Source organism: Polyangium fumosum, assembly GCF_005144585.1.
Classification (GTDB): Bacteria; Myxococcota_A; Polyangia; order Polyangiales; family Polyangiaceae; genus Polyangium; species Polyangium fumosum.
On record NZ_SSMQ01000079.1, the window covers coordinates 45,329 to 58,275 of the forward strand.

At 69.5% G+C, this 12,947-nt stretch carries 13 protein-coding genes; 9 read left to right on the forward strand and 4 right to left on the reverse strand.

Annotated elements, in window-relative coordinates; all coding sequences use genetic code 11:
- Positions 1-2 precede the first annotated feature (2 nt).
- The 3 genes from E8A74_RS43740 (at position 3) to E8A74_RS43750 (ending at position 3,502) form a co-directional block, all read left to right on the forward strand.
- Entirely contained in the window at positions 3-1,346 is a 1,344-nt protein-coding gene (locus E8A74_RS43740; protein WP_136935094.1) for an outer membrane protein assembly factor BamB family protein, read from the forward strand.
- Positions 1,347-1,520: 174 nt separating this feature from the next.
- Positions 1,521-2,945 carry a PPC domain-containing protein gene (locus tag E8A74_RS43745; RefSeq protein WP_136935095.1) on the forward strand — a complete coding sequence of 475 codons (1,425 nt, stop codon included), beginning with the start codon at positions 1,521-1,523 and terminating at the stop codon, positions 2,943-2,945.
- Between the two features lie 62 nt (positions 2,946-3,007).
- On the forward strand, positions 3,008-3,502 hold the full coding sequence (locus tag E8A74_RS43750; RefSeq protein WP_136935096.1) for a hypothetical protein: 495 nt from the start codon (positions 3,008-3,010) through the stop codon (positions 3,500-3,502).
- Positions 3,503-4,199: 697 nt separating this feature from the next.
- Here the strand turns inward: E8A74_RS43750 and ppk2 are convergent.
- The gene (ppk2, locus tag E8A74_RS43755) at positions 4,200-5,213 is read right to left on the reverse strand and encodes a polyphosphate kinase 2 (RefSeq protein WP_136935097.1); all 1,014 of its coding nucleotides are present in this window, start codon (positions 5,211-5,213) and stop codon (positions 4,200-4,202) included.
- A gap of 53 nt (positions 5,214-5,266) precedes the next feature.
- Between ppk2 and E8A74_RS53410 the strand changes: the two genes are divergently transcribed.
- Complete coding sequence (locus E8A74_RS53410; RefSeq protein ID WP_170229833.1) at positions 5,267-5,653, forward strand: hypothetical protein; 387 nt, start codon at positions 5,267-5,269, stop codon at positions 5,651-5,653.
- 47 nt (positions 5,654-5,700) lie between these two features.
- Here E8A74_RS53410 and E8A74_RS55235 read toward each other — a convergent pair whose 3' ends face one another.
- Complete coding sequence (locus tag E8A74_RS55235; RefSeq protein ID WP_232380015.1) at positions 5,701-5,847, reverse strand: hypothetical protein; 147 nt, start codon at positions 5,845-5,847, stop codon at positions 5,701-5,703.
- A gap of 51 nt (positions 5,848-5,898) precedes the next feature.
- Between E8A74_RS55235 and E8A74_RS43760 the strand changes: the two genes are divergently transcribed.
- Positions 5,899-7,977, forward strand: coding sequence for an ATP-binding protein (locus tag E8A74_RS43760; RefSeq protein ID WP_232380014.1), 2,079 nt, complete (start codon positions 5,899-5,901; stop codon positions 7,975-7,977).
- Between the two features lie 104 nt (positions 7,978-8,081).
- Positions 8,082-9,839 (forward strand): C25 family cysteine peptidase, encoded by a 1,758-nt coding sequence (locus E8A74_RS43765; RefSeq protein ID WP_136935099.1) that lies wholly within the window; start codon positions 8,082-8,084, stop codon positions 9,837-9,839.
- 18 nt (positions 9,840-9,857) lie between these two features.
- Here the strand turns inward: E8A74_RS43765 and E8A74_RS43770 are convergent, their stop codons facing one another.
- Positions 9,858-10,658 (reverse strand): hypothetical protein, encoded by an 801-nt coding sequence (locus E8A74_RS43770; protein ID WP_136935100.1) that lies wholly within the window; start codon positions 10,656-10,658, stop codon positions 9,858-9,860.
- A gap of 121 nt (positions 10,659-10,779) precedes the next feature.
- Positions 10,780-11,586 carry a CPBP family glutamic-type intramembrane protease gene (locus E8A74_RS43775; RefSeq protein WP_170229835.1) on the reverse strand — a complete coding sequence of 269 codons (807 nt, stop codon included), beginning with the start codon at positions 11,584-11,586 and terminating at the stop codon, positions 10,780-10,782.
- A gap of 164 nt (positions 11,587-11,750) precedes the next feature.
- Here E8A74_RS43775 and E8A74_RS43780 point away from each other — a divergent pair, with 164 nt between their 5' ends.
- The 3 genes from E8A74_RS43780 to E8A74_RS43790 form a co-directional block, all read left to right on the forward strand.
- Positions 11,751-12,146, forward strand: coding sequence for a bactofilin family protein (locus E8A74_RS43780; protein ID WP_136935102.1), 396 nt, complete (start codon positions 11,751-11,753; stop codon positions 12,144-12,146).
- Between the two features lie 57 nt (positions 12,147-12,203).
- Complete coding sequence (locus E8A74_RS43785; protein ID WP_136935103.1) at positions 12,204-12,518, forward strand: bactofilin family protein; 315 nt, start codon at positions 12,204-12,206, stop codon at positions 12,516-12,518.
- A gap of 4 nt (positions 12,519-12,522) precedes the next feature.
- The coding region (locus E8A74_RS43790; RefSeq protein ID WP_136935104.1) for a bactofilin family protein at positions 12,523-12,947 on the forward strand (425 nt) is incomplete at its 3' end.

Here is a 12,947-nt window from a genome sequence, read left to right on the forward strand (position 1 = left end):
GCATGCCCCGCTTGCCCCTCACCGAGCCCGAACTGCTCTTTTCGAGCCAGGCCCCGCGTTCCTGGTCGGGGTTTCTGGAACGGCCCGTCATCGCCGAGCAGGGCTTGCTGCTCGCGGGCGACGACGCCTCCGTCGTCGGCGTGGACGGCGCCACCGGGCGCGCGATTTACACGCTCCACGTGCCGCTCGAAGCCACCGACGCCTACGCGGGCCTGCCCATGCCGTGGAACGACGGCCGCGCGCTCGTGCCGGTCTACCAGAAGGACGCCTCGCTCAAGGTCTACGACGTCAGCCCCGCGGGGGCGATCGGCCTCGTCGATGCGCCCGGCGCCGAGGAGGAGGCGCGCGGCAACGACATGCGCATCTTCGGGAGCGACGGGAGCTGCAAGCTCTTCCTGATGCCCCTCGCCCGCGCGTCCGATGACCATTACCTCGTTTCCTGGCTCTACCGCCAGGTCCGGTTTTACCGGACCGAATGCCGCTCCTTCGCGCGAGGCCTTCGCTGGGGCAGCGAGGAGGCCATGCTCGCCACCACCTCGAACGTCGTGCTCGGCGTGACCGTGCCCGTGCGCGGGACCGACGATCGGGGGACGCTCGTGGCCCGGTCGATCGAGGACGGCCAGGTCCTCTGGTCGCTCGGCGCGCGCAGCCGCACCGTCGCCGGGGCCGGCGCGGGCATGTTCTTCGTCCTCGATCGCTCGGCCCGCGTGGCCGAGGACGCCGCGCGCAAGATCGCTCGCGACGAGGAGCTGCTCGAAGCGCTCGCCGAGGAGCCCGCGCTCATGGGCGAGGCCCTCGACTCGCTCCTGCGCAGCCTGCTCGCGCAGCGCCCCGTCCGCGCGCCCTCGCGGATCGTCGCGCTCGACGCCGCGACGGGGATCGTACGCTGGGAGGCGCAGGTGCCCGGGGACGTCGTCTCGATTGCGGGGCCGGGCGGGGGCATGCTCGCGGTCGTGGGCGTCGCGGGTACGGCCGCGCATCTGCATCGGTTCGACGCCGAGACGGGCGCGGCGCGGGGCGCCTCGTCGCTCGGCGCGGGCTGGCCCGGCTCGCCCTTCGATCCCTGGAGCGGGCGCCTCTCGTTCGAGCTCTGGTCGACCGAAATGCCGGCGATCGTCGCGGTGGACGAGCATGCCATTGCCTGGTCGAGCCCCGAGGCGCTTTTCGTCGAGCGCCTCGAAGAGCCGTTCACCCGGCTCTGGCGCTGGACCTTGCCGGCCCCGTGCCGCGCCTTCCGCCCGCGGGTCCTCGACCGTGTCCTCAACGAGCCGTCCATCAGCGTCGGCGACGGGCGCATCTACCTGCGCGACGGCTGGAGCCTCTGGGGCATCGGCGAGCGCCGGTAGCGCTGCCGACGTTCTTGTGCGATTCCCGAGGCGCGTGGCGCGCCGGAGGCCGGAAAGTCCGCCAATGCTCCCATTTATCCGCGGGCAAACGCTCGTTCCAGCTTGATCGGGCTGCACGCTCGAATCACGTTCGGTTTCATCCGGGGGGGAACTTCAACCGGGTGGATGAAACAAATGATTGCACGCCGTGAATGGTCTTACTTCGTCGTCATGGCCCTCGCCGCCATGACCCATGGTTGTCAGGGAGAAATGGGCGAGACCGGCCTCGACGACGCGGCGGACTCCACCGCGTCCGAGGCCGAAGCGCCGGCCGATTCCGAGGACGCCGAGCCCGCCGAGGTGACGGACGAGGCAGCCCTCACCGCCGCGGGGAGCCTGCGCGACATGCCGGGCTCCGCGAGGGCCGGCAGCGAGGGCCTCGAACCGGACGATGCCCGTATGACGGCCAAGGACGCGCCGCTCGGCGTCACGGGCAACCTCTCCATCACCAAGGGCGATGAAGACTGGTACCGTGTCGTCGTGCCTGCACACACCATCGCGCGGGTCGGCATCGAGATGAAGCACGCCGCGGGGGACCTGGATCTCGTGGCGTATGATGCGCAGGGACGCCTGCTCGGCTCCCGCAACGGCGCCGAGTATCCCTACACGTTCCGCGGCCAGGAGACGAACTCCGAATATTATGGCTTTTATTCCGAGGACGGCGGCGCGGTGTATTACGTCCGTGTCCTCGGCCATGCGGGCGCGACGAACACGTACAGCCTGCGTCTCAAGCACTATGCTTACAAGGACAGCCAGACCTGCACGGGCGCCGGGTTTTCCCTCGCCGATTGCGATGGACGCGGCAGCAGCGGCAGCGGCCTGATCCCGTTCCCGTTCGCGGATCCTTCCGATTCGGTCGTCGGGGACGGCTACAACTTCGCCTCGTACTCCAATTATCGCTTTGCCCGGCGCGAGCTCGTCATGCTCGTGCGTCACGCCCTCGCCGAGACGCGCAAGGCCTTCCCGGGCACGAAGCCTCTCTCGCTCATCGACATCTGCCAGATGGACGGCGTCACGCCCGGCTACGACGTCGGCGACCCGCGCCATCCGCAGAGCACGCATGATCAGGGCGGCAACATCGACATCTCGTACTTCCAGACCGACGGGGCGAACGACGCCGAGATCGTGTGCAACGACGGCGCGAGCCACGCCGACGGCTATTGCACGGCCGGCGCGGCGAAGACCCACATCGTCGATCTGCCGCGCCAGGCCTTCTTCATGGCCAAGCTCTTCGCTTCACCGCGCACGCGCGTGATCGGCACGGACACCGTCCTCGCGCCCCTGCTCCAGTCCACCGCGAAATCGCTCGCGGCGCTGCCCGCCGGGGATCGTAGGAAGATCAGCCAAGCCGAACTGAGCGCATTCTCGAGCCGGCTCGCGTATGGCTCGGGCTGGCCCTATCACCACCACCACATTCACCTCAGCCTGGAATGGCGGTCCCAGGGGAATGCGCGTGGGGGTGAGGTCTCGCCGCTCGTGGCGCCCGCGCCGTTCCACACGATGCAGGCGCCCGGCGAGGCCGTCGATTCGCTCGACATGGCCTGGCCGCCGCGCCCCTGAGGTGCGCCGGGTCGCAGAGGCGCGGGCTTTTCTTTCGCCCGCGCCTCTGCGATTCTCCATTCATGACGGATGCCCCCACGCCCCTCACCGAGGAGGAGCGCGCCCTCGTCGCGACGCAGCTCGCGAGCCGCCGCTCCGTGGCGAACCGCTTCGCGATCATCGCCGCGATTCCGAGCACCCTTTTCGTCCTGAAGGTCGTCCTCGACGGCATGGGGCGCGGCTCGAAGGGCGCCGCCCTCTTCGGCCTCGCGATCGCCTTCGTGATCGTGGTCGGCCTGCTCGTCTGGACCTTCGGCTACCGCCTCGTCTCCCTGATCGCCGCGGACCTCGCCGCGGGCGAAAAACGGCGGATCACGGGCAAGATCGAGCGCATCACGAGCGAAGGCAATGCGTACGGCGAGACCATCACGTACGTGACAGTCGGTGGCGAGCGGTTCGTGACGCGTGGCCGTTTTTTCGATCGCTGCCGCGGAGGCGAGCCCGTCACGCTGGACATCCTGCCCCGCTCGCGTGTGGCCCTCGCGGGGCGTGTGCTCGAAGCCGAGGAGACGCGCTGATTCAGGGGTTCCCGGGGTCGTCGTCGCCGAGCGCGCGCCCCAGCCGAGGCTCGGCTCGCTGCGCCCGAGGTCCTTCACGGAGCGTCGTTTCCCCAGACAACCTGCGTCCAACGCAATGCGCGACAGCGTGTCGTGTGGCGTACGATCTTGACGCGAAGGCAAAAAAAGAGCGCCTACTCGACGGCGGGGGGGGGGACCGGAGCAGGCGCTCGCGTAGAGATAGAGCAACCTCCGGGCCAGGCACTTCCTGACCTGAATTCGAGGGGTTGGCCCAGCTCGACCCTCCCGGCCCTTCACCCCTGCAACCACGCGCCGACAACCATGCAGGACCGGAGCGGCCTCCGGGCGCACGCGAGGCGGTCGCGGGGGCGCGGCCCGACCCGCGCATCGGGTGGATCGTGCAGATGGGCGGCTGCGGCGCGGACGGATGCGCGCGTGGACGGCGGATGAACACGTCCACGCGCGCACGCTGCGGCGTCTCGGCTTGCAGCGGACAAAAAGAAAGAGCGCCTACTCGACGGCGGGGGGGGGGACCGGAGCAGGCGCTCGCGTAGAGATAGAGCAAGCCCTGGGCCAGGCATCTCCTGACCTGAATTCGAAGGGTTGGCGATCAGGCGGCCCCCGCGGCATCGCATCGGTGAAAATCACGACGACGAACCTGCAGGGCATGTAGGTGCGGCACCCTACGAATACCGGCTCAGTCGACCTTGGGCGCTGCGCGGTGGAAGCGCATCACGACGTTGGGGTCGGGGACGAGCGAGACGCCCGCGTTCTGCTTGCCTGGGTACTCGAGGATCGACAGGACGTACCGGATGCTCTCGAGCCGCGCCTTCCGCTTGTTGTTGGCCTGCACGATCATCCACGGGCTGAAGCTCGTGTGCGTCCGGCCAAACATGATCTCCTTGTACCGCGTGTAGCTGTCCCACAACGCCTCGGCTTTGCCGTCGAGGGGCGAGAGCTTCCATTGTTTGAGCGGGTTCTTGCGCCGCGCCTCGATCCGCGCGCTCTGGATGCCCTTCGAGATCGAGAACCAGAACTTCACGAGCACCACGCCGTCCTCGACGAGCATGTGCTCGAACTCCGGCACCTGGCGCATGAAGCGCTCGTATTGCTCCTGCGTGCAGAACCCGTTGACGGGCTCGACGACGGCGCGGTTGTACCAGCTCCGGTCGAAGAACACGATCTCCCCGCGGTTCGGGAGCTGGCGCATGTACCGCTGGAAATACCATTGCCCCGTCTCCTCGTCCGACGGCTTGGGCAGCGCCACCACGCGCATCGCCCGCGGGTTCAGGTACTCCGTGAAGCGCCGGATCGAGCCGCCTTTGCCCGCCGCGTCGCGCCCCTCGAACAGGATCGCGACCCGCCGGCCCTCCTCCTGCACCCAGCGCTGCATCTTCACGAGCTCGACCTGAAGCTTCTCCAGCTCGTTCTCGTAATCGATGGCTGCCTTGATGCGCCGGACGTCCACGCTCTTCGAACGCAAGAGCTGGATGAACTCGCGCGACGCGTGCAGGTCGGAGAGCTCTTCGAGCGAAAGGATGGACTCCGGCAGGGTCGCGGCCGGCAGGTCGCAGAGCGCCTGCACCACGGGCTCGATTTCGCACGACACCCCGGGCGGATGAATCCGCGCGCCTTCTTGCTGCCCGCGTGTCCCTCGGACGCCCCCATTGCCCTCGTCCAGCCTGGCCCCCTTGCTCGGTCCTAGCGACATGCGTACCTCGCCCCGCCTTGGTGGTCGTGGTGGCAAATGCTACCCATCGAAAGGTGAGCTGGCGCGTCGTGTTGTTCAATTTCGACGGTCACCCGCCGCCCGACGAGCTCGTGCAGGGCTTTCGGGCCCGGCCCATGGGGTCGCCTGCATACGTGCGGGCGTCGATCTCGTCCTTGCTTTGCGACGTCGACTGGTCCGATCCGTCCAGGGCTACCTTCGACGAAGGCGAATACACGATGTGGCTCGCTTTGTCCGGCGGCGACGTCGTGGATCGCGTCGAGGTCGAGGTCGCCGGCGGCGGCAACCCCGTGCCCGTGCTCTCGCACCTTTGCCAGGTCAACGGCTGGTTCGCATACGACGTCGGCGAGCGCGTGTTTCTCGATCCGGATGCGCCACGCGCGAGCGGCTGGGATGCGCGCCAGCGGCTGCCAAAGCACTGACGCGTTCGTTTGCTGGAACCCCGCGCTGCGGAAAGGGAGCGCTGCGGTCACGCGTCCGCTTGACGCCGCGTCGAAATGCAATGACCCTGGAGGCGGCCGCCATGCCGGAGGACGACCCGCGAGCCCGGCTCGAATCGCTGGAGCGCGAGATCGAGCATCTGCGAGGGGAGAACCAGCGTTTGCTGGACGTGCAACGAGGGGTATCCTCCGTTTCGGACGGAAGCACCCCGCCGAGCGCGGCGAGCATGCGCCCGATCGCGGAGGCGTTGCCGCATCTCGTATGGATATGGGGTCTGGACGGACCCGAATACTACAATCGTCGATTCGTGGAATATACTGGGCGGACCATCGAGACCGGACGGAAGGTGAGCTGGGTCGAGCACGTTCATCCCGACGACCGCGAGAGGGCGGCGCGCACGTTCGCGCGCAGCCAGCAGACGGGGGAGATTTACGAATGCGAGGCGCGGGTGCGGGGGGTGAACGGCCAGTATCGCTGGTTCCTCTCGCGCGCCTGGCCGATGTACGGCCCGGACGGGCGACCCGAGCGCTGGTTCGGCGCGCTCACGGACATCGACGAGCACAAGCGCAACGAGGCGGCCCTCGCGAGCCTCTACGAAGTGGCGGAGCGAGAGCGAAAACGAATGGAACGGCTCCAGGCGTTCACCGCGAAGCTCTCGGCCGCGCGGACGATCCGCGAGGTGATCGACGCCATCGTGACCGAGGGGCGCAAAGCTTTCGGGGCTTCACGCGGCGTGTTCGCGAAGCTCGTCGCGGAGCCGGGGTTTCTCGAGATCGTGCGAATGGAGGGCTGGCCCGACGAGATGCGCGCGCTCTGGCTCGGCCGGCGCCTGCCGCTCCTCGAGGAATTGCCGCTGACCGACGCGGTGCGCGCCGATACGCCGATCTATTTTCGCGACCGGGCATCCCTCGAAGCGCGGTACCCCGAATTCGCGCGGCGCGTCTTGGGCACGGAGGCCCTGCTCGTCCTGCCGATTCGCGCGGGCGGGAGCCAGGTCGGGGCGCTCGGGCTCCTGTACGACGCGCCCCCGCATTTCACGGACGACGATGATCGCCGTGAAATGCAGACGTTCGCGCGCCTCTCGGGCCAGGCGTTCGAGCGGGGCCAGCTCTTCGACACGGCCAAGGCCGAGATGCAGCGCGCCGAGGAGGCAAACCACGCGAAGGATCTTTTCCTGGGCATGATGAGCCACGAATTGCGCACGCCGCTCACGGCCATCCTCGGCTGGGCGACGATCCTGCGCGGGAGGTTGCCGCCGCCGGAGACGCTGGCCAAGGCGCTGCAGGTGATCGAGCGGAATGCGCGCGCCCAGGCGCAGCTCATTGACGATTTGCTCGACGTGACGAAGATCCTCGCGGGATCGATGCGGATCGAGGTGCAGGACGTCGATCCGCTCGCCGTGATGGAAGCGGCGCTCGACGTGGTGCGGCCCGCGGCGATGGCCAAAGGCGTGGATATCGTTCGGGCGCTCGACGCGGGTGTCCTGCCGCTGCGCGCCGATCCGGCGCGGCTGCAGCAGGTCGTGTGGAACCTGCTTTCGAATGCGGTAAAATTCACGCCGGCGGGCGGGCAGATTTTCGTGACGTTGCTGGGCGACGACAGCCATGTCGAGCTCGCCGTGGAGGATACGGGCAAGGGCATTCCGTCCGCGTTTTTGCCGTACATCTTCGAGCCGTTTCGCCAGGCGGACGTGGGCACGACGCGCGCCCACGGCGGCCTCGGGCTCGGGCTCGCGATCGTGCGCCACCTCGTCGATTTGCACGGGGGCGTGATCGAGGCGACGAGCCCAGGCGAAGGCAAGGGCGCGCGTTTCGTGGTGCGGCTGCCGCGACGGCAGGATTCGTTCGCCGTGTCGCCCGGCGCCTCATTGTATGGCTTCGGGCCGGCGCTGGGTTCGAGCCTCGAAGGCCACCGGATTCTGGTGATCGACGACGAGCCGGACGTGCTCGAAATGCTCGCGTCCTACCTGTCGAGCCGAGGCGCGACGGTCCTCGTGGCCAGCAGCGCCGCCGAGGGGCTCTGGAAAATCAAGGAGTCGCGGCCGGACGTGGTCGTGTGCGACATCGGCATGCCGGGGCAGGACGGCTACCATTTCATCGAGCAGCTCCGCAGCGCGTTGCCCGTGGAGGGGAGCACGACGCCGGTCGTCGCGCTCACGGCGTACGCGCGCCCGGAGGACCGGACGCGCGCGCTCTTGCATGGATTCGACACGCACGTGGCGAAGCCGCTCGATCCGAGCGAGCTCGCGGCCGTGATCGAGCGGCTCTCTACGTCCAAGGTGGCGGCGCGATCTCGCGCAAGTTGAACCCACCGGGGTAGGAAGGACGCGTGTACGTCCGTGGCGCCCGGGGCGATCGTACCACGACGAGCCCTTCCCGGCAGGCCGGGGTCCCGGGTAGACTGCGCGTGATGCGTGTTCGTCGTTTCGCACGGATCGCCATGTTCCTCGGGCTCGTGGGCTGCGGCGCGGCCGCTCCGGGGGACCCTTCTGCGTTCCCGGGAAAACCCGCGCCGACGAAGGGACGCGCGGATGTGGCGTACATCGCGATAGGTCCTCGCGCGCTGCTTGAAGGAATCGAGCCGCTGCTCGTGCACCGCGAGGCGCGGGGCCTCCGGGTCGCGCGGGTTTCGCTCGAAGAGATCGCCCGGCCGAACGGCGGCGGCGCGCCGTCGCCGGAGCAGATCGAGGGGGCGATCCGGCAGGTCGCGTCGGATGCGGGGAAACGGCTTCGGTTCGTCCTGCTCGTGGGGGACGCGCCGGGGTATGGCGAGTCGCTCGACGGGTCCTCGTTCGTGCCGACGTTTTACCGGACGAAGATTCACTACGAGAACGAGGACATCGAGGAGTATGCGTTCCTGGAGGCGAATGTGCGGGAGGAGGACCGCGGCCTCCTGCGTCACATGGAGGGGAGTTACGCGACGGACTTCCCGTACGCCCTCGCGCACGTGGGTGCGCCCGGACAACCGGAGCTCTCGGCGCAACGAGCGCCCACAGCGCTCGCCGTGGGGCGGGTGCCGGCGCGGACCGCGGACGAGGCGCGTGATTTCGCGAAGAAGGTGGTCGCGTACGAGACGGCGCGCCCGGAGCGCGCGTGGCGCCGCAGCATCTCGCTTTTCAGCGCGCCGGCGCGGTTTGGCCCGGTCGCCGATCTCCTGATCGAGAGAAGGATGACGCGTGTCCTGGACGAGCAGGTCCCCTATGACTGGGACGTGGACATCGTTTTCCCGAAGGCAGGGTCGCCGTACGCGTATCCTTTCCCGGAGCTTGGCCATCGGCTCGTCGAGCGGCTCGACGCGGGCGCGCTGATTGCGGGCTACGTCGGCCACGGGTCGCCGATGTTCCTCGACACCGTCCGCTTCAACGGCGCTCGGTACAGCACCGGGAACATGCTGGATTTTGCGCATGTGCGTATCCCCGACGGCAAGCCCTTTTTCGTGGCGATCACGTGCAGCACGGGGTTTTTTGATCTCCGGAACGGGCGTCGATCCATCGCGGAGGCCCTCGTCATGAACCCGGAGGGCGTCATCGCCGCGTTTGCGTCGAGCCGCGAGAGTCACCCGTACCCGAATGCGCTTTATGGAGAGGCGATCGTGCAGACGTTCGTCGAGGAGCGCGCGCCGACGATCGGGGAGGGGATCGTGACTGCGAAGCGGAGAATGCACGAGGGGGAGGTCCCGCTCGCGCCGTTGCTCTTTCAATCGGATCCGGAGGAGCTCGCGGAGGAGCACTTGGGCCTCTACAACCTGCTCGGCGATCCGGCGACGGTGTTGCAATACCCGGCGAGCGCCGTGGTGAAGCTCGCGGGAGGGCCCGAGTCACGCGCGCCGGGCGCCGAGGTGGCGATTTCGGTGGAGGCCTCCGGGATTCCGACGGGAACGGCGCTCCTCACGGTCGAGACGAAGCGCAGCGTGGTGCGGACGAAGGTCCCGGGCGAGGCCGAGCTGGAAGCGATGCCCGAAGAACAGGCGTGGGAGGTGCTACGAAAGACCTATGCCGCGGCCTCGGACAAGGTGATCACGCGCCTCGAAGGAGCGTTGCATGAAGGGCGCGCGGAGTTTCGCGTGAAGCTGCCGGTCGAGGCCGGTGAATACGTGATCAAGGTGTTCGCCGGGGGGAGTGGACAGGCGGCGACGGGGCACGCGCGGGTCAAGGTGGAGAAGCCATAGGTGGCTGGGCGGCGCCGGTCATTCCACCTTCACGGTCACCGCCACGTCGCGGTTGTCGATCACGCATTGCTCGGACGTGCAGACCGAGAAGTAAAATTTGCCGGACACCTGCGCGTCGCCGGCGTTTTGCGGGACGAACGGCACGCGCATCACGGCGCGGCTCGCGGAGACGCTCACGCCCTCGGTCCGCACGATCGGCGTGGGATACGTGACGCCCGCGGCCGCCGCGCCGAGCTTCATCTTGTACGGATATTCTTGATTGCAGTGGAATTCGCCCTTCGGGACGAGCACCACCTCGACGAAGCCCTGCTCCCCGGCCTTGTACCGGCCTGACGATTGCATCCACAGGCTGAAGCTCTGCTCGCCCACCTTCGGGGAGACGACCGGCGGAGGCGGCTCGGGCGTGGGCGCCGGGGCGGCGGCAACCGCGGGCGGAGGCTCGGGCGTGGTGGCAGGCGGGGGCGCCGGCGCAGGCTCGGGCGCGGCGCTGGGCGCAGCTTTCTTGGCGGCGTCCGCTTGGGCCGGGTCGGCTGCTTTTGCTTTGGGCGCCTCGTGCGCCGGTGCCGCGCCGGCGTTTCCCTCGCTTTCGGGCGCCTTCGCCGCCGGTGCCGCGGGGGCGGGCTTTTCGGGCGTGGCGGACGCCTCCTTCGCCTCGGGCTTGGCTTCCGGCTGGATCGTCGCGCGGTCGGGCTCCGCGGTGGGCTCGGCGCCGCCTTCCTTGCAGCCCGCGGCGAGGAAACAAGCCGCCGCGGCGAGCGCCCCCTGCACAACGAATCCACGCACGTGCGTCGCCTGGTTCGAGCCGCCCGAGAGAGCCATACCATTCGAGGTATCCGATCCCGTAGCTCCCGTAAAGCCTCCGGCTCGGATACGACTCGCACGATTGCGACGTCCATCGCCGCTCCGCGATGCCCGCGTTGCATTGCGCTGGACAGCGTCTCTACGCGTCCGCTTTTTCGACCGCCCTCGCCGGAAGTTTCTTCCACGCCGCGATCGCCATCCCCACCGCGACGGCCGCAGCCACGAGCGCGACCACGCCACGCGCGCGCGGCCCGTCTCCGAGCAGCCCGCTCTTCCACGTCACGTCGAGCAGCCCGCCGCGCAGCCCCACGCCCGCGAGCAGGGTGAAGCCCGCATGCGCCGCGACCGACGCCCACGCGACGCCGGTGCGCGCCCAGAGCACCGCGAAGAGCGCGCCCTGCGCGGCCGCGAGCACGAGCGCCTCCCACGACGCACCCGGCACGAGCGCGAGCGCGGCGACCCCGGCGAGCACGGCGTACCCGATCCCGAAGCGCGGACCGAGCCCCGCGCGCGCCGCGACCACGAGCGGCAAACCCCGGTAGAGCAGCTCGTCCCGCGTCGCCACGGCCGCCGCGCGCAGCAGGGCAAACCCCAGCGAGCTCGACGGGCTGCCCGCGCTCACGGTGGCAAACCCCGCGAGCACGGCCACGAGGAGCGGCACGACGACGAGCACGAGCGCGACGCCGAGACCGAGCCCGATGCCGCGAAACGCACGCGCTCGTGGCTCCTTGCCGGTGCTCGGGTCCGGGTCCCATCGCACGCCCACGCGGTACGTCCCGAGGTCCACGATGATCGCGCCGACGAGCGCAGCGACGAGCGGATTGCGACCGACGACGACCTCCGCGAGGCGTACGGCCGCCGCGGTGCCGAGCAGCCACGCGGAGCCCTTGGCGATCTCACGCAAGGCGGTCCGAGGTGCGTCGAGCCGTACGGTCGCGGAAGGCACGGGCCGCATGGTGGCATGTTTCCGCGAGGGACGCTTCGCTCGCCGCGGAGGGCGCGGCCCCGACAGACAGGCGTTGCGGGCCGGATCGCCTTGGAGTAGCTTGCGCGCGCTTTCCGCCCCGCGCGTGTTTCGCCGTGGCGGACGCGAACGTGGAGAAGAGGTCCATGGTCCGAGCGCCGGCGATGCAAGACAACGATCTCGATACGAGCGGCTCCGTGCTCGGACGCGGCACGCGCGTGCGTGGCCGCGTCGTGGGCGAGGGAGATCTGCGCGTGGAGGGCCACGTCGAGGGCGGCGTGAGCCTCACGGGCGAGCTCGTGATCGAAGAAGGCGCCGAGATCACCGGCGACGTCGAGGCCGGGGTCGTGACGATCGCCGGCACGCTGACCGGTGACGTGTCGGCGCGTGGCCCCGTGGCGATCCGCGCGTCGGCGAAGGTCTCGGGCAACCTCGGCGGCACCGAGGTGAGCCTCGACGAAGGCGCCGAGTTTGCGGGGCGGATCGAGGCGGATTTCGAGCTGCCGGCCGAGCTTCAGGGTGGCCGCGCCGGCGGTCGGTAAACGTTTTTCCGAGGAACACGAACGTGCTGCGGCGCGCGCGGCGAGGGAGCGTGGAAGGTGGCGGGTACGATCATCGGCAGCGGCATCACGATCGAGGGTGAGATCACCTCCGACGAGGAGGTGGTCGTGGCCGGCACGGTGCGCGGCAAGCTGAGCGTCGACGGCGGCGTGACCGTCGAGGGAGGCGCGGTCGTCGAAGCGGACGTCGCGGCTGCGTCGCTCTCGGTCGGCGGCCACGTGACGGGCAACGTGAGCGCTTCGGATCGCGTCGATCTGCTCACCGGCGGACGCCTCGTCGGCGACGTCAAGGCGGCGCGGCTGACCATCGCGGACGGTGCCTCGTTCAAGGGCAACGTCGACATGGACGTGTAAGCCGATGACGACCCCCTCGACCATCGGCCGTGGGACCACGATCCGCGGCTCCATTCGCGGCGACGGGGACCTCGACCTCCACGGCTTCGTGGAGGGAAGCGTCACCGTCCAGGGCGAGCTCCTCATCGGCGAGACGGCGCTCGTCAAGAGCGACGTCTCCGGCCGCCGCATCATCGTGCGCGGCGCCGTCGCGGGCAACGTGTCGGCGACCGAGCTCGTCGTGCTCGAGCCCGGCGCGCGCGTCGTCGGCGACATCGGCGCGCCGCAGATCGGCATCCGGCCCGGCGCGCTCGTGCGAGGCAACGTCTCGACCGGCGCCCCGCTGCCTGTCCGCGCCCCGCAGCCCGCCGCGGCCGCGCCTGCACAGGCGGCCCCGCGTGGTCGTGCGGCCACCCCGGCCCCTGCCGCCGCGCCTGCGCGTCCTGCGCC

Coding starts and splice junctions, on each gene's coding strand:
- E8A74_RS43740 (WP_136935094.1), top strand. CDS start 3: ATGCCCCGCTTGCCCCTCACCGAGCCCGAACTGCTCTTTTCGAGCCAG.
- E8A74_RS43745 (WP_136935095.1), top strand. CDS start 1,521: ATGATTGCACGCCGTGAATGGTCTTACTTCGTCGTCATGGCCCTCGCC.
- E8A74_RS43750 (WP_136935096.1), top strand. CDS start 3,008: ATGACGGATGCCCCCACGCCCCTCACCGAGGAGGAGCGCGCCCTCGTC.
- ppk2 (WP_136935097.1), bottom strand. CDS start 5,213: ATGTCGCTAGGACCGAGCAAGGGGGCCAGGCTGGACGAGGGCAATGGG.
- E8A74_RS43760 (WP_232380014.1), top strand. CDS start 5,899: ATGCGCCCGATCGCGGAGGCGTTGCCGCATCTCGTATGGATATGGGGT.
- E8A74_RS43765 (WP_136935099.1), top strand. CDS start 8,082: ATGCGTGTTCGTCGTTTCGCACGGATCGCCATGTTCCTCGGGCTCGTG.
- E8A74_RS43770 (WP_136935100.1), bottom strand. CDS start 10,658: ATGGCTCTCTCGGGCGGCTCGAACCAGGCGACGCACGTGCGTGGATTC.
- E8A74_RS43780 (WP_136935102.1), top strand. CDS start 11,751: ATGGTCCGAGCGCCGGCGATGCAAGACAACGATCTCGATACGAGCGGC.